Here is a 20135-nt window from a genome sequence, read left to right on the forward strand (position 1 = left end):
CTTCATTCCTCATTGAGCCAGTGCGCCAGCCAGCGCGCCTCGAGTTCCTGCGCCTGCCGGGCCAGATCCTGCTGCAGGCCATGATACACGGCCAGCGTACGCTCGCCAAAAGGGGTCAGCCGCGCACCACCACCGGCGCGCCCGCCCGCCTCCTTTTCCACCATGGGTTTAGGTCCCAGTGCATTCAAGGCCTGAACCAACGTCCATGCCCGCTTGTAGGACATGCCCATCTCCTTCGCTGCCTGGCGAATGGAACCGGTGCGGGCAATCGCTTCCAGCAGGGCCACGCGCCCCTTGCCCACATATTCGCCCGTTTCCGGGTTTACCAGCCAGAAGCGGGCACGCAGATGAGCCGTATAAGCATCGCCTGGCAACTTGTTGCCTGTCTTGGGTGCCGCACACATTCTTTTATTATGGCACGCCGGGGTTAAGCGGTTGCTAATCTGTTTGACAAAATCCACCGTTTCTCGCTAAATTCAATCATGCAATTCATCAAGAGGAGAATAGACATGAACGTATGCGGACTGGATCGCTGGCTGCGCATTCTTGTGGGCATTATTCTGGTCGGCCTGGCTGCTGCCGGAGCCATTGGCGTCTGGGGCTGGATCGGACTCATTCCACTGCTGACCGGACTGTTCCGCTGGTGCCCGCTGTATGCCATATTTGGTTTTCAGACCTGCGGCCTGGCCGAGCAGAAATACGGTAGCTGATCTTAACGATAACCCTTCAACAAAAAAACCGGAGCGCTGCTCCGGTTTTTTTACCTCAGGTGCACTTCAGAAGGGTACATCATCGTCATCAAAATCCATGCCGGCCGGTGTCGGTGGCGGCGGTGCGAAGTTGGCGGGTTGCGTCTGCTGCTGTGCCGCAGGCCTGGGCTGGCCAGCAGGCTGCTGAGCGGGCGCCGCGCCCTGCGATGGCTGAGCAGGCATGCCTTCACCGCCTATACCGCCTGCCGGTGCGTCACCATAGGCCGCGCCGTCATCAAAGGGCACATCGCCGCCTTGGCCACGGCCACCACCGCCACCCAGCATTTGCATGGTGCCACGCTGATCCACGACCACTTCGGTGGTATAGCGATCCATGCCATTCTGGTCGGTCCACTTTCGCGTCTGCAGCTTGCCTTCCAGATAGACCTGCTGGCCCTTGCGCAAATACTGCGCCGCAATTTCCGCCAGCTTGCCGAAAAGTACCACGCGATGCCACTCGGTGCGCTCCTGGCGCTGCCCGGTCTGACGGTCGCTCCACTGTTCGCTGGTGGCCACGCTCAGGTTGGCAATGGCATTGCCATTGGCCGCATAACGCACTTCGGGGTCACGCCCCAAGGTGCCCACTAGAATAACCTTGTTAACGCCTCTCGCCATCTTTTACATCCTTGTCTTCATTTGAGTCTTCGAGCACCTCGCCCAGAATCACCTCGTTGGTGACCTTGCGGTCGATCTTCACGTAAGCGGTGTTTTCCTCCGGAACCACGACAGCGGCCGCTACACCCGGCTGCTCACTGATCAGCAGTTCCACCAGCGTCTTGTTGGTTTCGGTCACCGCAAAGGGAATGGGGATGGACGCGATACTCAAAGGTTGTGGTTTCTCCATTGTAATGGCCACACCCAGCCACAGCAAACTCAGCAACGCCACGCCCCAGAAGACCGCTTCCATGCCGTAATACTGATAGAGCCAACCGCCCAAAGCACCACCGAGTGCAGCACCGAGGAACTGACTGGTGGAATAGACGCCTGAGGCGGTGCCTTTTTTATCCGGCGGGGCCAGCTTGACCACCAGCGATGGCAGCGAAGCTTCCAGCAAATTGAAAGCAGTAAAGAACACCATCAACAGGATAAACAGGCTCCAGTAACCGGGCGCCACCAGGTTGAAGGCAATGTTTACCAGCCCCAGGGTTGCAATGGCGCCGATGAAAATCTGCTTCATGCGCCCCTTGCTTTCCGCCTGAATAATGAAGGGCACCATGAGCAGGAAGGAAAGCAACATCACAGGGAGATAGAGCTTCCAGTGGTGTTGTGTATCCAGACCGGCCTTGTGCGCGATCAACAGCGGCACCACCACGAACATCGCTGTGAGCATCGCATGCAGGCTGAAGACACCGAAATCCAGACGCAACAACTGAGGATGCCTGAGCACCTCGCCGATCATGCGTGGATCCACTTCGGCCTCGCGCTGGAACTTGTGTGTTTTTGGCGTGGGCACCACAAAAATCACCAGCAGCATGCCGATCACAGCCAATGCCGCGATGGCCCAGAAGATGCCGCGCACACCCCAGAACTGGGACAGAATCGGACCCAGAATCAAGGACAGAGTAAACGACAGGCCAATGGTCATGCCGACGATGGACATGGCGCGCAGGCGCAGCGGCTCGCGCACCAGGTCTGCGACCAAAGCAGTCAATACTGCGGCTACGGCACCCATGCCCTGCACGGCACGCCCAAAAATCATGGTTTCCATATCCGGCGCCACGGCACAGATCACCGAGCCGATGGCAAATACCAGCATGCCGCCGATAATCAGTGGCTTGCGCCCCCACTTGTCAGAGGCCAGTCCGAACGGAATCTGCAGCAGGGCCTGCGTCAGGCCGTAGATTCCCATGGCCAGCCCGATCTGCGTGCCGGTGGCTTCCGCAAAGGCCTGGTGGGCGAAAATGGCGAACACCGGAAAAATCATGAACAGACCCAGCATGCGCGTGGCAAATACGCCCGCAATGGCAAAGGTGGCCTTGCGCTCTTCTGGCGTCATGCTCAAGGGAATTTGTTTCATAAGACTTGAACCATCCTGGTTAAACGAAAAACGCCCGGTCTAAGCCGGGCGTTGTCATAAGGTCTGAAACCGTATCAGTTAACTTTCTGATCCAGTTCACCAGACTCGTAGCGCTGGTACATGACTTCCAGACCCAGCGGCTTGATCTTGTCGGCATGGCCGGCAGAACCGAAGGCTTCGAAGCGTGCCTTACAGATTTCCTTCATGGCGTCCTGTGCCGCCTTCAGGAATTTACGCGGATCGAAGTTGGATGGGTTTTCCGCCAGATGCTTGCGGATTGCACCCGTAGAGGCCATGCGCAGATCTGTATCAATGTTCACCTTGCGCACGCCATACTTGATGCCTTCCACGATGGCTTCAACTGGCACACCGTAGGTCTGACCCATGTCACCACCGTAGTTGTTGATGATTTCCAGCCACTCTTCCGGTACGGAAGAAGAACCGTGCATGACCAGGTGCGTGGTGGGGATGCGCTCGTGGATTTCCTTGATGCGGTCGATACGCAGCACGTCACCAGACGGTTTCTTGGTGAACTTGTAAGCACCGTGAGAGGTACCTACAGCAACCGCCAGGGCGTCAACGTTGGTCTGCTTAACGAAATCTGCTGCCTCGTCGGGGTCAGTCAGCAGCTGAGAGTGATCCAATACGCCGTCCGCGCCGTGACCGTCTTCTTCACCCATCTTGCCGGTTTCCAGTGAACCCAAGCAGCCCAGCTCACCTTCCACGGATACACCGCCAGAGTGCGCCATTTCAACCACCTTGCGGGTTACTTCCACGTTGTATTCGTAGGTGGATGGGGTCTTCATGTCAGGCATCAGAGAGCCGTCCATCATTACAGAAGTGAAGCCGGACTGGATCGCACGCAGACATACGCCCGGATCAGAACCGTGGTCCTGGTGCATGACGATCGGAATATCAGGATACATTTCAACGGCTGCCGCTACCAGGTGACGCAGGAAAGGCTCGCCTGCGTACTTGCGCGCACCGGCAGAACCCTGCAGGATAACCGGCGAGTTGGTTTCCTTGGCCGCTTCCATGATGGCCTTGACCTGCTCCATGTTGTTCACGTTGAACGCCGGCATGCCAAAGCCATGCTCTGCCGCGTAATCCATCAGCTCACGCAATGTAATCATTGCCATAGGTCGGACTCCTTAATGGTTTTCAAAATGCAAAAAAGTCTATCGAGCTATCTTATCAGGGGACTTTGACGATTTCCATTCTGTTGGTACCGCCCAGTACACCTCGCGCAGCGCCACGGGTCATGATGACCAGATCGCCGGACGCCACCACACCATAGCCTTTCAGCGTCTCCAGAACGCGATTCTGCAATGCTGCATCGTCCTCGTCACCGTATTCGAAGGTGGAGGGGTACACGCCGCGATACAGCGTGACCTTGCGGCGTGTTTCCAGATGCGGCGTCATCGCATAAATTGGGATGCCGGAGCTGATGCGGCTCATCAGGAGTGCCGTATTACCGGACTCAGTCAGTGCTGCGATGGCGCGCACGCCCGGAAAGTGATTGGCGGCGTACATGGTGGCCATGGCGATGGTTTCGTCGATAGCCGCGAAGCTTTCATCGATACGGTGCGTGGATTCGCGCGTGATGCGCGCCTTTTCCGCCTCCTTGCAGATGCGTCCCATGGACTCCACCACCAGCGCCGGGAACTTGCCGGTTGCGGTTTCTCCGGACAGCATCACCGCATCAGTGCCGTCCATGACCGCGTTGGCCACGTCGAACACTTCGGCGCGGGTCGGGATGGGGTTGTTGATCATGGACTCCATCATCTGCGTCGCGGTAATGCTCACGCGATTGAGCTGCCGGGCACGCTTAATGATTTTCTTCTGAATGGCGGGCAGCTGCGCGTCGCCGATTTCCACGCCCAGGTCGCCGCGGGCAATCATGACCGCATCGGACGCCAGAATAATGCTGTCCAGTGTATAGTCATCGGCGACGGCTTCGGCGCGCTCGATCTTGGAGACAATGCCTGCATTCAGGCCGGCTTCCAGCGCCAGGCGGCGACACTCTTCCACGTCTTCGGCGCTGCGAGGGAAGGAGAGCGCCAGATAATCGGCACCGATCACCGCGGCCGTTTTGATGTCCTCCTTGTCCTTTTCGGTAATGGCCGAAGCCGACAGACCGCCGCCGCGCAGGTTGATGCCCTTGTTGTTGGACAACTGGCCACCCACGATCACGGTGGTGTTGACGCGGGTGCCTTCAACGGAATCAACGCGCAGCACCAGGCGACCGTCGTCCAGCAGCAATTCGTCGCCTGGCTCCACATCGTTGGGCAGCTCCTTGTAGGTCAGCCCGACGATATGCTCATCGCCTTCATTGGGATCCCATTCGCTGTCCAGCGCAAACTTTGCGCCTTCCATCAGCTCCACCACACCCTCGCGGAACCGGGCGATGCGAATCTTGGGGCCCTGCAGATCCACCAGGATCCCCACCTGGCGATCCACCTTGTTGGCAATTTCACGCACCTTGGCTGCACGATCAATGTGATCCTGCGCCTCGCCGTGAGACATGTTGATGCGAACCACATCGACGCCAGCCTTGATCAGCCGCTCCAATTCACCGGGCTTGTCCGTTGCTGGGCCGAGCGTGGCAACAATTTTGGTGCGACGCAAAACGGGACGGGTGCTCATAGGATTGCTTATCCTTTTTCAATGATATTTGTCAGAATGCTTTCAAAAGGGCTATTTTGGAAGCATTCTGCCATGCGTTGCATGACAGAACGATGAACACGCCTGCACATGTGGCAGACGTGTTCTATCAGAGATTAAAGGCCCAGTTCTGCGGCTTTCTTCTCCAGCATTTCAACGGCGGGCAGTTTCTTGCCCTCCAGGAACTCCAGGAATGCACCACCACCAGTAGAAATGTAGGACACGCCGTCTTCCACGCCATACTTGTCGATGGCGGCCAGCGTGTCACCACCCCCTGCGATGGAGAAGGCCTTGGAGGCAGCAATCGCCTTGGCGATGGTTTCGGTTCCCTTCCCGAACTGATCGAACTCGAACACGCCCACGGGACCGTTCCACACCACTGTGCCCGCCTGCATGATAATGTCGGCCAGCTCCTTAGCGGACTCGGGACCAATATCGAAGATCATGTCGTCGTCAGCCACTTCATCCACCTTCTTCAGCGTAGCTTCGGCGTCTTCAGCGAACGCCTTGGCGACGACCACGTCCTTGGCGATGGGCACGCCTGCACCACGGGCTTCCATGGTTTCCATCAGGCGCTTCGCGGTGGGAATCAGATCGGGCTCATACAGGGACTTGCCCACGTTGTAGCCCGCAGCGGCGATAAAGGTGTTGGCGATGCCGCCACCCACAACCAGCTGATCCACCTTTTCTGCCAGGGATTCCAGCACGGTCAGCTTGGTAGACACCTTGGAACCACCCACGATGGCCACCATGGGGCGATCCGGGTTTTCCAGCGCCTTGCCCAGCGCTTCCAGCTCGGCTGCCAGCAACGGACCGGCTGCCGCGATCGGTGCGTAAACGCCGACACCATAGGTGGACGCCTGTGCACGGTGGGCAGTACCAAATGCATCCATGACAAATACGTCGCACAGGGCGGCGTATTTCTTCGCCAGCGCTTCATCGTTCTTTTTCTCGCCCACATTGAAGCGGACGTTTTCCAGCAGCACCACTTCGCCTTCACCCACTTCAACGTTACCGTCCAGGTAATCCTTGATCAGCGGCACTTCGCGACCCAGCTTTTCGGACAGGTCTGCAGCGACGGGCGCCAGAGAATACTGCTCGTCGTATTCACCTTCAGTGGGACGGCCGAGGTGGGACATCAGCATCACTTTCGCACCGGCGTCCATTGCCATCTTGATAGTGGGCAGGGATGCCACGATACGCTTGTCAGAGGTGACCTTGCCGTCCTTGACGGGTACGTTCAGGTCTTCGCGGATCAGCACGCGCTTGCCGGCCAGCTTGCCTTCTTTGGCCAGATCTTCCATTTTGATGATTGCCATGATGCGGCTCCTTTAAGGTTGGTCTGAATTCATTCACCAAACCCCACCGCGACTGCGATGGGGTTCAGTGAATGGGGTACCAAAGCACCCCTCATGCAGGCATGATCAGGCGGCAACGTGACGGGCGACACGCAGCATGTTGCAGGTGTAGCCGTACTCGTTGTCGTACCACGCGATCACCTTGACGAAGGTGGGATCCAGCTGGATACCCGCCTTGGCGTCAAAGATGGAAGGCTGCGCCACGCCACGGAAGTCGGTAGAGACCACGGCTTCGTCTGTATAGCCCAGAACACCCTTCAACTCGCCTTCAGAGGCGGCCTTCATGGCAGCACAGATATCGTCGTAGCTGGTTTCCTTTTCCAGCTCAACGGTCAGGTCTACCACGGACACGTCAGAAGTGGGCACGCGGAACGCCATGCCGGTCAGCTTGCCGTTCAGTGCGGGCAGCACCTTGCCAACGGCCTTTGCAGCACCGGTGGAAGACGGAATGATGTTTTCCAGAATACCGCGGCCACCGCGCCAGTCCTTCTTGGACGGACCGTCAACGGTTTTCTGGGTGGCTGTGGCAGCATGAACGGTGGACATCAGACCGCGCTTCACGCCGAAGTTGTCGTTCAGCACCTTGACCACAGGCGCCAGGCCGTTGGTGGTACAGGACGCAGCGGAAACGATCGCCTGACCGGCATAGTCGCTGTGGTTTACGCCATACACGAACATGGGGGTGTGGTCCTTGGACGGGGCAGACTGAACCACCTTTTTAGCACCCGCCTGGATATGCTTCTGGCAGCTTTCCTCGGTCAGGAAGAAACCGGTACACTCCAGCACCAGATCAACGCCCACTTCATCCCACTTCAGGTTGGCCGGATCGGTTTCAGCGGTGATGCGAATGGTCTTGCCGTTGACCACCAGGTTGCCGCCTTCAACGGAGACATCACCCTTGAAGCGACCGTGAACAGAGTCGTACTTCAGCATGTAAGCCAGGTAATCAGGGTCCAGCAGGTCGTTTATGGCGACCACTTCCAGATTGTCGAATTCCGCTTCCTGCGCGATGGCGCGGAACGCCATGCGGCCGATACGGCCGAAGCCGTTGATACCAACTCGTACAGTCATGGTTATCTCCTTTGGAGCATTTTTAAACAGATTTAAACAGAAGAAGGACGCCCCGCACTCAGGCGGGGCGGCAAGCCGTGCTTACTTGTTCTTTTCCAGCAGGGTTTCGGCGTGGGCCACGACATTGTCCACGGTGAAGCCGAACTCCTTAAACAGTTCACCGGCCGGTGCGGATTCGCCGAAGCGATCCATGCCCACGATTTCGCCGTTCAGACCGACATACTTGTACCAGCTGTCGGACACGCCGGCTTCCACCGCCATCTTCGGCACATCAGCCGGCAGGACAATGTCCTTGTAGGCTTGCGGCTGCGCGTCGAAACGCTTGGTGGAGGGCATAGACACCACGCGCGCCTTGATGCCCTTTTCAGCCAGCACTTTGGCGGCATCAGCAGCCAGAGCCACTTCGGAGCCCGTGGCGATGATAATCAGATCCGGCTTACCGTCCGTATCCACCAGAATGTAGCCACCCTTGCTGATGTTTTCCAACTGCGCATCGTCACGCTGCTGATGCTGCAGATTCTGGCGAGAGAAGATCAGGCAGGTAGGCCCGTCCTTGCGGTCCATCGCTTCTTTCCATGCGATGACGGATTCAACCGCATCACACGGACGCCACTCTTCCATGTTGGGGATCACACGCAGCGTGGCGATCTGCTCAACCGGCTGGTGGGTTGGTCCGTCTTCACCCAGACCGATGGAGTCGTGGGTATAGACGAAGATGGTCGGAACCTTCATAAGCGCAGCCATACGCACCGCATTGCGCATGTATTCCATGAACATCAGGAAGGTGCCGCCATAGGGACGGAAACCGCCGTGCAACACGATACCGTTCATGATGTGCGCCATGCCGAACTCGCGCACGCCGTAGGAAATGTAGTTACCGTCGTGCACGGTGCGAGTAATCTTCCTGGAGCCGGACCACGCAGTCAGGTTGGACGGCGTCAGGTCGGCAGAACCGCCCAGCAGCTCGGGCACGATGGGCCCCATCTTCTCGATGGCCATCTGTGACGCCTTGCGGGAGGCCACCACCGGACCCTCCTTCTGCAGCTCGCGCGCATAGTCCATCATCACCTGATCGAACTGCGCCGGCAGTTGCATGTTCATGCGGCGCTCGAACTCGGCGGCTAGTTCAGGGTATTCCTTGCGATAGGCTTCGAATTTCGCCTGCCATTCGTCTTCCAGCTTCTGACCCTTCTCGCGCGCATCCCAGCCGGCGTAGATTTCTTCCGGAATTTCAAACGGCGCATACGGCCAGTTCAGATTTTCGCGCGTCAGCTTGATCTCTTCCTCGCCCAGCGGCGCACCGTGGCAGTCGTGGGTGCCGCACAGGTTCGGCGCACCGAAACCAATGGTCGTCTTGGTCTGAATCAGCGTCGGCTTGTCGTTGACCGCTTTCGCTTCGCGGATTGCCTGATCAACCGCTTCCGCATCGTGGCCATCCACGTCACGGATCACATGCCAGCCATAGGCTTCGAAGCGCTTGGGCACATCTTCGGAGAACCAGTCGTCCACGTGACCGTCGATGGAAATGTTATTGTCATCCCAGAAGGCGATCAGCTTGCCCAGCCCCATGGTGCCGGCAAAGGAGCAGGCCTCGTGCGAGATGCCTTCCATCAGACAACCGTCGCCCATGAACACATAGGTGTAGTGGTCAACGATGTCGTGACCCGGACGGTTGAATGTAGCCGCCAGGGTACGCTCGGCCAGGGCAAAGCCCACGGCGTTGGTAATGCCCTGACCCAGCGGGCCTGTGGTGGTTTCCACGCCCGGTGTGTAGCCATATTCGGGGTGGCCAGGCGTCTTGGAGTGCAGCTGACGGAACTGCTTGAGGTCCTCCATGGACACGTCATAGCCGGTCAGATGCAGAATGGAGTAGATCAGCATGGAGCCGTGACCATTGGAGAGCACGAAGCGGTCACGGTCAGCCCATTTGGGGTTGTTGGGGTTGTGGCGCATGTGGCTGTTCCACAGCACTTCGGCGATGTCCGCCATTCCCATGGGCGCACCCGGGTGGCCGGACTTGGCCTTCTGAACCGCATCCATGCTCAGGGCACGGATGGCATTGGCGAGATCTCTGCGTGTAGGCATACTACGCCTCCTCTTGACTAAAAGAATTAACACGTCTCTGCAGGCGCATTGGACGTCCGCACAGAGGTGTTCACTCAATATGGATACCACCCGGAATCGGCGCCAGGCCCGAAGCAGTGCAAAAACAATGCTTTATAGGGGCATTAGCCGGACATTTTCGCCGATTGGGGAAAAAGTTGCAAGGAAAGGGCGGGTTAAGCGTCAGTCCGCAAGAACGAGGTTGTCGCAGTGAATCAGCTCTTCTTCCGTCTCGAATCCGAGGATTTCGCGTGCCGCCCCGCTATCCCGCCCCGCGATCTGTCGCGCCTGCTCAGCGTCAAAGTTGACCAGGCCCCGCGCCACTTCCCGGCCATCCGGCCCCAGGCACGCCACCACATCCCCCGCGCGGAAATTGCCTTCGACACGGGTCACGCCCACGGGCAACAGACTGCGCCCCTTTTCCCGTAGAGCGCGTACCGCACCGGCATCCAGCCACACCCGACCCTTTACCTGCAGCTGACTGGCAATCCAGCGCTTTCGTGCTGAATAGGGCTCAAGATCCGGCACAAACAGCGTGCCCAGCTCCTCACCGGCATGCAGGCGCAGTAGCACATCCTTCTCGCGCCCGTTGGCGATGAGCGTCGCCGTGCCGGATCTCGCTGCGCGCTTCGCCGCCAACACCTTGGTATACATGCCGCCGCGCCCCAGTGCACCGCCCTCGCTGCTGGCCATCTGCTCCAGACCCGGCTCGCTGGCCCTGACCTCGTGCAGCAGGCGCGCATCGGGGTGGGTACGGGGATTGGCTTCGTACAGGCCCTGCTGGTCAGTCAGAATCACCAGCACGTCCGCGCCGACCAGGTTGGCCGTCAGTGCCGCCAGGGTATCGTTGTCACCAAAACGGATTTCGTCGGTGACCACCGTGTCGTTTTCATTGATGACAGGTACTACCTGATTGTCCAGCAACGTGCGCAGGGTATTGCGGGCATTGAGATAACGCTGTCGGTCGGAGAGATCCGCATGGGTCAGCAGAATCTGCGCAGTATGGTAATTATGCTCGCTGAAAGCCTGCTCATAGGCCCATACCAGCCCCATCTGCCCGACCGCCGCAGCCGCCTGCAGCTTGCTCAATTCACTGGGCCGCTCGGACCAGCCCAGCCGTTTGATACCTTCCGCAACCGAACCGGACGACACCACCAGCACCTCCACGCCCTGCTCGCGCAGCGCGGCCATCTGCCGCACCCAGTCGTGAATGGCGGGCAGGTTCAACCCGCGGCCGTCGTTGGTCAGCAGACTGGAGCCGATCTTGACCACCCAACGGCGGCTTTCGGGCAGGCGATCACGCCGGATCATGGACTGTCGCCTCCTCCTGTTCAGCACTCGCCTGTTCTGCAGCAGCGTCATCCGCCTCGAAGGCTGCCTTGCGGCGGGCGGCCAGCGCTTTCGCCACGGCGTTCATCAAATCATCCGTGCCGCGGCGCTCGGCGGCGGAAATGGCGAACACCGGCCCTTTCCAGTCCAGCTGCTGCACAATCTCGTCCACCCGCGGCTGCACCTCATCCTCCGGCAGCAGATCGATCTTGTTGAAAACCAGCCAGCGTGGCTTGTTAGCCAGTTCTTCGCTGTACTGCGCCAGCTCGCGCTCCACAATGCGCACATTCTCCGCCGGATCGCTGCCGTCCATAGGGGCGATATCCACCACGTGCAGCAGCAGCCCGGTGCGCGACAGATGCTTGAGGAACTGCACCCCCAGCCCCACGCCTTCGGAAGCGCCCTCGATCAGTCCCGGAATGTCGGCGATAACAAAACTGAATTCGGGAGAAATGCGCACCACGCCCAGATTGGGGTACAGCGTGGTAAAGGGATAGTTGGCAATCTTGGGCCGCGCCGCGGAAACGGCTGCAATCAGGCTGGACTTGCCGGCATTGGGCAGGCCAAGCAGCCCCACGTCTGCCAGCACCTTCATTTCCAGCTTCAGGTTGCGCGCCTCACCCGGCTCACCCTTGGTGCACTGCCGTGGCGTGCGGTTGGTACTGGACTTGAAGTGCACGTTGCCCAGCCCGTGCTTGCCGCCCCGCGCCACCAGCAGCGTCTGCCCATCCTCGGTCAGATCACCAATCACCTCCTGCGTATCCGCGTCGATGACCGTGGTGCCCACCGGCACCTTGATATAAAGATCTTCGCCGGAGCGGCCGGTTTTCTGCTGCCCCTGCCCGGGCCTGCCGTTTTCCGCCTTGTAGTCGCGCACATACTGGAAGTCCACCAGCGTGTTCAGATTGCGGTCAGCCACCAGATACACGCTGCCACCGTCGCCGCCGTCGCCACCATTGGGGCCGCCGAACGGAATGTATTTTTCACGCCGGAAGCTGACGATGCCGTCGCCGCCGCGACCGGCCTGCACGTGAATCGTGGCTTCATCTACAAATTTCATGCTGCCTATCCTTTCTGCAAGGATGCACTCCGCTGAATGTGGCATTCAGCGCAATACACCCATTCATTTTAATCCGCCCCCTGCACGCCTACGGGGCATTTGCAGTCGGGCCATACAAAAACGCCCCGACAAGCGGGGCGTACTGCGTGCGATTGCGGCCGAATCTTATTCAGTCACAATGGTCACGTAGGTGCGAACCGGCTTGCCCTTGCGCACGAATGCTACCTTGCCGTCCGCCAGCGCGAACAGGGTATCGTCCTTGCCGCGACCAACATTGTCACCCGCGTGGAACTTGGTGCCACGCTGACGCACGATGATGTTTCCGGCACGAACCGCTTCACCGCCAAAACGCTTGATACCAAGGCGTTTGGCGTTGGAATCGCGACCGTTACGCGTAGAACCTGCTGCCTTCTTATGTGCCATGTCTCAAATCCTCTTGCAATTATGCGGAAATCTTGGTGATTTCAACCTCGGTGAAGTTCTGACGATGACCCTTCTTCAGACGAGAGCGGTTCTTGCGACGGCGGAACTTGATGATGGTGACCTTCTTGCCACGGCCGTGACCTTTGACCACTGCCTCAACCTTGGCACCATCCACAACAGGTGCGCCCACCTTGATGTCTTCGCCTTCGCCGACCAGCAGAACCTCGTCGAACTCAACCTTGTCGCCTTCACCGGCCTCAATGGTTTCGATGCGCAGCACGTCGCCTTCGCGCACTTTATACTGCTTGCCACCGGTTTTAATGACTGCGTACATGTGTGTTTCTCCCACAACTTTCAAACGCCAGCGCGCCGGCTGACGCCGCTCAAATTCAGATGACTTGCGCTGCCATGCATTCAAGAAAAGCGGAATTATAGCCATGAAAGCCTGTGAGGTCAAAACTTTAGCCAACTTTTTGCAGGCGGCAAAAATCGCGCCGTGAAAAAGTCGGGGACCCCCGTGCGACGGTACCGGTTAGAATACCGCCAGCACCCACCGAGAAGCAACATGATCACCCTGGGAATTGAATCCTCCTGCGACGAAACCGGCGTCGCGCTGTATCACGACACCGACGGCCTGCTGGCGCACACCCTGCACAGCCAGGTGGCGCTGCACGCCGAATACGGCGGTGTGGTACCGGAGCTGGCCTCGCGCGACCATATCCGTCGTGTCGTGCCACTGATTCAGGAAACGCTGCGCCAGGCCAATTGCACTCTGCAGGACATCAGCGGCATCGCCTACACCGCCGGCCCCGGCCTACTGGGCGCGCTGCTGGTCGGCGCGGGCGTCGCCCGCTCACTCGCCTACGCGCTGGATATTCCCGCCATCGGCGTGCACCACATGGAAGGCCATCTGCTCGCGCCCATGCTGGAGACCGACGCCATCCAACCCCCCTTTGTCGCGCTGCTGGTTTCCGGCGGGCATACCATGCTGGTGGGCGTCGAAGCACTGGGCCGCTACACCGTGCTGGGCGAAACCCTCGACGATGCCGCCGGCGAAGCCTTCGACAAGACCGCCAAACTGCTGGGACTGGGCTACCCCGGCGGCCCGGCCGTGTCAAAGCTGGCGCAACAGGGGGATCCCGACCGCTATACCTTCCCCCGTCCTATGGTGGATCGCCCCGGGCTGGACATGAGCTTTTCCGGCTTGAAAACCACCGTACTCAATACCTGGAACAAGGCGGTGACCGCCGGCGACGACAGCGAACAGACAAAGGCAGACATCTGCCGCGCCTTTGAAACCGCCGTGGCCGAAACCCTCGCCATCAAGTGCAAGCGTGCGCTGCAGCAAACCGGTTACCGCACCTTAGTCGTATCCGGCGGCGTCAGCGCCAACACCACCATCCGCCAGCGCCTCACCCAGGTGGCAGAGGCCCTGCGCGGCGAAGCCTTCTTTCCCCGTCCCGAATTCTGCACCGACAATGGCGCCATGATCGCCTACGCCGGCCACCTGCGCCTCAAGGCCGGGCAACGCACCGGGCTCGACTTCTCTCCCAGAGCACGCTGGTCGCTGGAAGACCTGCCTCCCATCGCCTGAGCTTTCCAGCACGCTCTCTTCTTTAACCACACCCTCTTGAAAATATTTTTGATAATCACTCCCATTTGCATTGACACGCCGCCAGATGAATGCATAATGCACACCCATTCCAGTTAATGGAAATCATTCTCACTTTCACTTACAAATGGAGTGTCAATATGAAGCGAACGGCATCTGCGACTGTCGCCGCCCTGCTGGCAGCCGCCAGCCTGCCCGGCTGGGCACAAAATGACCTGGAAAAGAAGCAACTGGAACAGCGCATCCAGCAGCTGGAAGAAAAAGTGGATGCACTTGCTGCGACCCAAGTGCATCCGACCACCGCCCCCGCAACGTCCATTGGAGGGTATGGCGAACTTCACTATAACAATATTGAAGGCAAGTCACCAACCTTCGACTTCCACCGCTTCGTACTCTTTTTCAACCACACCTTCAGCGAAAACCTGAAGCTCTACTCCGAGCTTGAGCTGGAACACGCCATCAGCGGCGACGGCCAGAAAGGCGAAGTCGAACTGGAACAGGCCTATCTGGACTGGACACTGAATGACCGTGTCAGCCTGCAGGGTGGCGTCATGCTGCAGCCCATCGGCTTTCTTAACGAAACCCATGAACCGGATACTTTCTACGGCGTCGAACGCCCCATTGTGGAAAAGGACATCATCCCCACCACCTGGTGGGGCGCCGGCGTGGGCATGAAAGTCCGTAACAGCGGCACTGGCCAATGGCAGCTGATGGTGACCGAGGGCCTCTACGACCCCAGCGGCACTCAGATCCGCAAAGCGCGGCAAAAAAGCGCCAAGACCCGCTCCGAATCATTGGGCTACACCCTTGCCTACCGCGTCTCTCCTGCACCGGGCGTCAACCTGGGCGTCAGCCTCTTTTACCAGAACGATATCACCCAGGGTGATCGCTCAAAGACAAACGAAGCAGTCAGCGCCACGCTGGGGGAAGTCCACGGCCAGTTTGAGTTCGGCAACGCAACCCTGAAAGCGCTCTATGCCCAGTGGCGCCTGTCGGGCACCGCCGCGCGACAGGCCAACCGGGATGAGCAGACCGGCTACTATCTGGAGCCCAGCTACAAGCTGACCGAAAAGCTGGGCGCCTTTGCCCGCTACAGCAACTGGTACACCGATGCGGACGACAAGAAGGATCGCTGGGACGTGGGCGTCAACTACTGGCTGCACCCCCGTGCCGTGCTGAAGGCCGACTATCAATCCCAGAAGGATAACAGCGGCTTCAACCTTGGTATTGGTTACAGCTTCTGATCAACCCGCCCGGCCAACGGGTCGGGCCTTTTCAGCGATTGCATTATGAAATGGATACTGCTCACACTCGGTTTGTGCGTGTCGGCCGGAGCAACGGCGGGCCAATATGACGACTTCCTTCAACAATGGATCGATGCCCCCGAGCGACACCAAAAGGTATTCTGGTTTACCGGAAAACACAAGCAGGCCGCCATCCGCATCCTCGGCCATCCCTATCCACGTCTTGCCGTGCCTTATTGGCAGCAGGGGTCTCGTACAGTCTGGATTCTGCAGGAAAAAGGCAAGGATGAATACTTTATCGCCGGCATTGTCATTGAAAATGGGCGCGTCATCACCACCCGCATTCTCGAATTCAAGGAACCGCGTGGCTGGGAGATCATGGACCCCGGCTATCTGCGCCAATATCGGGGCATTGAACTGACCGATGACCAGCGCCTGTCCCGCACCATCGACGGCATTACCGGCGCCACCCTGTCGGTTCGCGGTCTAAAACGCCTCGTGCGCCTGGCCCTCTATCTGCACCGGCAGGTGATACGCCCATGAAATGGCGTCGCTTTCATCACGCGCTGGCGCTGACGGGCGCCATCATCCTGCTTTTTCTTACCGGCACCGGCCTGCTGCTCAACCACAGCCACGACCTGAAACTGGATCAGCGCCTCCTGCCCAATGCCATAGCAACGTACCTTATGGATGCACAACATCCCCACATCCGTCAGAGCTGGATGCTGGCCAAAACACCGATCGTCAGCACAGACGCCGGTAGTCTGGTGTCCCCCCACTGGCTGGAGGAGATAACCCGAATCAGCGTTTACACCCTGTCCATTGGCTGGCTGGTGGTTGCTGGAGAGAAGTTGTTTTTATATGACAAAAACGGCGCGCTGATTACGCAACTGGGCAAACCACCCGGACAGCTGGCCGAAGCGTGGCCCATTACTTTTGACGACGAAAAAACCGGCTGCTCGCAACTGGACATGGCCACTCTGCAATGGCACCCCTGCTCTCGACCCCCTGTCGCATCTACGCTCCCACTTCCCGCCCAGGCGAGCGCATCCCTCATGGCACGGGAACAGGTTCTGCAGGCGTGGAAACGGGCGCAGCACCTGAGCTGGGAAACGCTATTGCTAAAGCTGCACAACGGCACACTTTTTGGGCGTGCCGGGCCGTGGCTGCTGGACGCATTCGGCCTGCTGATCATCGCCATGATCCTCAGCGGGCTGGCGCTGCGCCGCCGCAAGCACTGACTACCTCGACTGTGTCGGCGCCTTTTCCTCGCCGCGCAGCAGGCGCACGATATTACTGCGGTGGCGCCACCACAACAGCACCGCCATCAGCGTGATCACCGCTGTCAGCGCCTGATCCTGCCCCGACAACCACCACACGTACAGCGGCGACAGGGCGCTGGCCGCCAGGGCAGCGGCCGAGGAAATCTTCAGCACCTTGGCAACAAACAGCCAGATCACGGCAAACGCCAGCCCCATCAACGGGTTCAGGCCAAACAGCACACCGAGAAACGTGGCCACGCCCTTGCCGCCGCGAAACCCGAAAAAGAGCGGATAGAGATGACCGAGAAATGCGGCAAAACCGACCACACCCAGTTGCCAGCCCTCCAGACCCGCCCAGCGCGCCGCCAGCACCGCCACGAGGCCCTTGAGCAGATCACCCAGCAGCGTAATCGCCGCGGCCAGCTTGCCGCGCTCGCCACCAATGCGCAGCACATTGGTCGCACCCGGGTTGCCGGAACCTGCTTCGCGCGGATCGCCCAGCCCCATCAGCCGGCAGACAATAATGGCCGACGAAACCGAACCCAGCAGATAGGCGAGTGCACTCAATCCCCACAGCATCGGTGATACCATTCCCCTGTAAAAATGAACGGAGATTTTAGCATGCAGGCGCAAACGCCCATGGATCGCATCTTTATCGAACAGCTGGAAGTGAAGTGCATTATCGGCATCCTGCCGTGGGAAAAGCAGGTGCCGCAACCATTGCGTTTTGATATTGAGCTGCTGCTTCCGCTCAGGGCAGCGGGCGAAGAAAATGACCTGTCAAAAACGGTGGACTATGCCGAGGTGGCGCAGCGTATCGAATCCCTGTTAAGCACGCCCCACGAACTGATCGAAACCGTGGCGGAAAAGGTCTGCCATGCGCTGCTGAGCACCTACCCGGCCGTACAGCAGGTACACCTGCGTGTGCACAAGCCCGCGGCAGTGCAGGCTGCGCGCAGCGTGGGTGTGGAGATCTGGCGGGGGCGCTGACGCTTATTCCTTCGCCATCTGCGCTTCCAGCGCCTTCTGCTCCTGCGCAATCTTCTTGAGCACCGGCACGATCTGTTCCATATAAATGACCGCCTGGTGCTCAGTAATGCGGTTGAGCCGGGCGTAATCCTCTTCAAACTGGCGTCGGTTGGTCTTGGAAAGATTGCGCTCGATCTTACGCAGCACCGCCTCACCGCCGAGACGCGCCAGTGTCACCAGCTGCTCGGCGGTCAACTGCGACAACATGCGCTGCATGATGCGGTCATCCACCGCCGCCAGCTTCTTTGCCAGATCGCTAAATACTGCCAGCTTCTTCTTGATGGCTGCCCGCTCCTTTTCACCGCAGGCGTTCAGACGCGCATCCAGCGCCTGCTGCAGCGCCTTGATCACCGCAGGCTGCAGATTGAGCATCACCCTGCCGAAATCCAGCTGAATCTCACCGTTTTTCAGGCGTCTAACCTCAATATCCATCAGATATACTCCGTCACCGCCGTCTGAAACTCGATCTCGCCGCGTGCCTCCATTTCAAAGGCGGTGCGCATGATCCGCTCGATGGCCGCCTTGGCCGCCTCCACATCCAGCGGCGCGTCCATGTGCAGATCCCGCTCCAGCTGCTTGGCCAGCAGCGGGCCCACATTGCGCAGGATGCGGGCGCGAAAATCCCCCTCATTCAAGGCACGCAGCATCAGCACCAGATCCCGATCACTGACCGCCCGCAACACCTTCTGCAAATCCTCATCGCTGAGCAGGTCCAGCTTGTGCGCCAGCTTGATAAACCCGGCCAGCAGGTTGTACTCACCGCCTTCACTCAGACGCACCCCTTCCTGCAGCAGGATATTGAGCAGTTCCACCTCAAAGTAGTTGAGCCGTACCGTCGCACAGCCGGCCTCCACCCACCATTCATCCTCATGCACCTTGCGTATGCCCACTTTCATCGTACAATCACCGCGCGATTTCTGAATAGTGCAATCATAGCAAGCATTGCGCCAAAAAAGGCCTTGCGAGACCATCATGAAAAAACAGCTCAACCTGCCCACGCCCGACCCCGACGCCCTGCAGCGCAGCGAAACCCTGCGCGAACGCATTGTGCGCGCCATCCGCCAGAACGGCCCCATGCCCTTTTCCGAATACATGCAGCGCGCGCTGTACACACCCGGTCTCGGCTATTACAGCAATGGCCTGCCCAAACTGGGGCCGACGGGCGACTTCACCACCGCACCGGAAAGCTCGCCTCTGTTCGGCCAATGCGTGGCGCGGCAGCTGGATCAGATCCTGGGAGCACTGGGCGGCGGCAATATTCTCGAGTTCGGTGCCGGCTCCGGGCGCATGGCGCGGGACATCCTGCTTACGCTGGCCGATGCGGACGCCCTGCCGGAACGCTACCAGATTCTCGACCTGAGCGCCGACCTACGCGCCCGCCAGCAGGCCTTTCTGCAGGAATCGCTCCCGCCCGAGCTGTATGCGCGGGTCGAATGGCTGGAGCGTCTGCCCGCCCCCGGCTGGCGCGGTGTGGTGGTGGCCAACGAAGTACTGGACGCCATGCCGGTGGAACGCTTCTATCTGGAACCGGGCACCAGCTGGCGTATGGGCGTGGATGCCGATGAAAGCGGTCAACTGATCTGGACGCAGCTGCCCATCAGCGATGCCACCTTGCAGCGGGTTGTCAATGGCCTGCGCAGCCTGATCAAGCCCACATCGCTGGGCTACAAGGCGGAAGTGAACCTCAACATTCACCCCTGGCTCAAAAGCCTGAGCGACTTTATGGCGGCCGGCGCCGTGCTGCTCATCGACTACGGTTTTCCGCAGCAGGAGCTCTATCAGAAGGAACGGCTCAACGGCACCCTGCGCTGCTTTTACCAGCACCGCGTGCACGACAACCCGCTGTTGTGGCCGGGATTGCAGGATATCACCGCCCATGTGGACTTCACCGAAGTGGCGGAGTCGGGCTTCGACGCCGGTTTCCGCGTGGCGGGCTTCACCACCCAGGCACATTTTCTGATGAGCACCGGCCTGCTGGAAAGCATCCCCGCCGACCTGCCTGTGACCGAACAGCTCAAGCTGAGCCAGCAGATCAAGACGCTCACCCTTCCGGATGAAATGGGCGAAATCTTCAAGGTGATGGCGCTGACCAAGGGAGTGGATACGCCGTTGATGGGCTTTCAGCTGGTGGATCTGCGTGACAGGCTTTAGATCGACCCGAAATTCATACAATAGCGGGACGCCTGTCGGTTAAGCGGGCTTACGACTTACCTT

22 protein-coding genes are annotated in these 20135 nt (G+C 59.3%); 7 read left to right on the forward strand and 15 right to left on the reverse strand.

Features of this window, described 5'->3' with window-relative positions; translation table 11 throughout:
• Window positions 1-2 precede the first annotated feature (2 nt).
• On the reverse strand, window positions 3-404 hold the full coding sequence (locus BUQ81_RS07210; protein ID WP_074201704.1) for a winged helix-turn-helix domain-containing protein: 402 nt from the start codon (window positions 402-404) through the stop codon (window positions 3-5).
• Window positions 405-509: 105 nt separating this feature from the next.
• Between BUQ81_RS07210 and BUQ81_RS07215 the strand changes: the two genes are divergently transcribed.
• Window positions 510-710, forward strand: a complete 201-nt coding sequence (locus BUQ81_RS07215; RefSeq protein WP_074201705.1) for a YgaP family membrane protein — start codon at window positions 510-512, stop codon at window positions 708-710.
• Window positions 711-776: 66 nt separating this feature from the next.
• Here the strand turns inward: BUQ81_RS07215 and ssb are convergent, their stop codons facing one another.
• From ssb to rplU, 11 genes are all read right to left on the reverse strand, one after another.
• Window positions 777-1364, reverse strand: a complete 588-nt coding sequence (ssb, locus tag BUQ81_RS07220; protein ID WP_074201706.1) for a single-stranded DNA-binding protein — start codon at window positions 1362-1364, stop codon at window positions 777-779.
• The gene (locus BUQ81_RS07225) at window positions 1348-2766 is read right to left on the reverse strand and encodes an MFS transporter (protein ID WP_074201707.1); all 1419 of its coding nucleotides are present in this window, start codon (window positions 2764-2766) and stop codon (window positions 1348-1350) included. The genes ssb and BUQ81_RS07225 overlap by 17 nt, the downstream gene beginning before the upstream one ends.
• Window positions 2767-2840: 74 nt before the next feature.
• On the reverse strand, window positions 2841-3905 hold the full coding sequence (gene fba / locus BUQ81_RS07230; RefSeq protein ID WP_074201708.1) for a class II fructose-bisphosphate aldolase: 1065 nt from the start codon (window positions 3903-3905) through the stop codon (window positions 2841-2843).
• A 55-nt stretch (window positions 3906-3960) separates the two neighbouring features.
• Window positions 3961-5412, reverse strand: a complete 1452-nt coding sequence (gene pyk, locus BUQ81_RS07235; protein ID WP_084188297.1) for a pyruvate kinase — start codon at window positions 5410-5412, stop codon at window positions 3961-3963.
• 134 nt (window positions 5413-5546) lie between these two features.
• Window positions 5547-6749, reverse strand: coding sequence for a phosphoglycerate kinase (locus BUQ81_RS07240; RefSeq protein WP_074201709.1), 1203 nt, complete (start codon window positions 6747-6749; stop codon window positions 5547-5549).
• 105 nt (window positions 6750-6854) lie between these two features.
• Window positions 6855-7859 carry a type I glyceraldehyde-3-phosphate dehydrogenase gene (gene gap / locus BUQ81_RS07245; RefSeq protein ID WP_074201710.1) on the reverse strand — a complete coding sequence of 335 codons (1005 nt, stop codon included), beginning with the start codon at window positions 7857-7859 and terminating at the stop codon, window positions 6855-6857.
• Window positions 7860-7940: 81 nt separating this feature from the next.
• On the reverse strand, window positions 7941-9944 hold the full coding sequence (gene tkt, locus BUQ81_RS07250; protein ID WP_074201711.1) for a transketolase: 2004 nt from the start codon (window positions 9942-9944) through the stop codon (window positions 7941-7943).
• 201 nt (window positions 9945-10145) lie between these two features.
• Window positions 10146-11273, reverse strand: coding sequence for a glutamate 5-kinase (proB, locus tag BUQ81_RS07255; RefSeq protein ID WP_074201712.1), 1128 nt, complete (start codon window positions 11271-11273; stop codon window positions 10146-10148).
• Window positions 11260-12351: an Obg family GTPase CgtA gene (cgtA, locus tag BUQ81_RS07260; protein WP_074201713.1), complete on the reverse strand. Its 1092-nt coding sequence runs from the start codon at window positions 12349-12351 to the stop codon at window positions 11260-11262. The genes proB and cgtA overlap by 14 nt, the downstream gene beginning before the upstream one ends.
• Window positions 12352-12516: 165 nt before the next feature.
• Complete coding sequence (gene rpmA / locus BUQ81_RS07265; protein WP_074201714.1) at window positions 12517-12774, reverse strand: 50S ribosomal protein L27; 258 nt, start codon at window positions 12772-12774, stop codon at window positions 12517-12519.
• Between the two features lie 19 nt (window positions 12775-12793).
• Window positions 12794-13108: a 50S ribosomal protein L21 gene (rplU, locus tag BUQ81_RS07270; protein WP_074201837.1), complete on the reverse strand. Its 315-nt coding sequence runs from the start codon at window positions 13106-13108 to the stop codon at window positions 12794-12796.
• A gap of 231 nt (window positions 13109-13339) precedes the next feature.
• Here rplU and tsaD point away from each other — a divergent pair, with 231 nt between their 5' ends.
• The 4 genes from tsaD (at window position 13340) to BUQ81_RS07290 (ending at window position 16871) form a co-directional block, all read left to right on the forward strand.
• Complete coding sequence (tsaD, locus tag BUQ81_RS07275) at window positions 13340-14368, forward strand: tRNA (adenosine(37)-N6)-threonylcarbamoyltransferase complex transferase subunit TsaD (RefSeq protein WP_074201715.1); 1029 nt, start codon at window positions 13340-13342, stop codon at window positions 14366-14368.
• Window positions 14369-14526: 158 nt separating this feature from the next.
• Window positions 14527-15630, forward strand: a complete 1104-nt coding sequence (locus BUQ81_RS07280; protein WP_074201716.1) for a porin — start codon at window positions 14527-14529, stop codon at window positions 15628-15630.
• Window positions 15631-15675: 45 nt separating this feature from the next.
• On the forward strand, window positions 15676-16173 hold the full coding sequence (locus BUQ81_RS07285; RefSeq protein WP_074201717.1) for an FMN-binding protein: 498 nt from the start codon (window positions 15676-15678) through the stop codon (window positions 16171-16173).
• A complete protein-coding gene (locus tag BUQ81_RS07290) occupies window positions 16170-16871 on the forward strand; it encodes a PepSY domain-containing protein (RefSeq protein WP_074201718.1) in 702 nt (233 codons plus the stop codon). The genes BUQ81_RS07285 and BUQ81_RS07290 overlap by 4 nt, the downstream gene beginning before the upstream one ends.
• Here the strand turns inward: BUQ81_RS07290 and plsY are convergent, their stop codons facing one another.
• Window positions 16872-17483: a glycerol-3-phosphate 1-O-acyltransferase PlsY gene (gene plsY, locus BUQ81_RS07295; protein ID WP_234947394.1), complete on the reverse strand. Its 612-nt coding sequence runs from the start codon at window positions 17481-17483 to the stop codon at window positions 16872-16874.
• A 30-nt stretch (window positions 17484-17513) separates the two neighbouring features.
• On the opposite strand from plsY, the gene folB reads away from it, so the two are divergent.
• The gene (folB, locus tag BUQ81_RS07300; protein WP_200770569.1) at window positions 17514-17882 is read left to right on the forward strand and encodes a dihydroneopterin aldolase; all 369 of its coding nucleotides are present in this window, start codon (window positions 17514-17516) and stop codon (window positions 17880-17882) included.
• Window positions 17883-17885: 3 nt separating this feature from the next.
• On the opposite strand, the gene BUQ81_RS07305 is transcribed toward folB, so the two are convergent.
• Both BUQ81_RS07305 and BUQ81_RS07310 read right to left on the reverse strand, forming a co-directional pair.
• Window positions 17886-18353 carry a FliG C-terminal domain-containing protein gene (locus tag BUQ81_RS07305; RefSeq protein ID WP_074201720.1) on the reverse strand — a complete coding sequence of 156 codons (468 nt, stop codon included), beginning with the start codon at window positions 18351-18353 and terminating at the stop codon, window positions 17886-17888.
• Window positions 18353-18817, reverse strand: coding sequence for a FliG C-terminal domain-containing protein (locus BUQ81_RS07310; RefSeq protein WP_074201721.1), 465 nt, complete (start codon window positions 18815-18817; stop codon window positions 18353-18355). The genes BUQ81_RS07305 and BUQ81_RS07310 overlap by 1 nt, the downstream gene beginning before the upstream one ends.
• A 76-nt stretch (window positions 18818-18893) precedes the next feature.
• On the opposite strand from BUQ81_RS07310, the gene BUQ81_RS07315 reads away from it, so the two are divergent.
• Complete coding sequence (locus BUQ81_RS07315) at window positions 18894-20072, forward strand: class I SAM-dependent methyltransferase (RefSeq protein WP_074201722.1); 1179 nt, start codon at window positions 18894-18896, stop codon at window positions 20070-20072.
• Window positions 20073-20135: the final 63 nt, after the last annotated feature.

The organism is Sulfurivirga caldicuralii, assembly GCF_900141795.1.
Classification (GTDB): Bacteria; Pseudomonadota; Gammaproteobacteria; order Thiomicrospirales; family Thiomicrospiraceae; genus Sulfurivirga; species Sulfurivirga caldicuralii.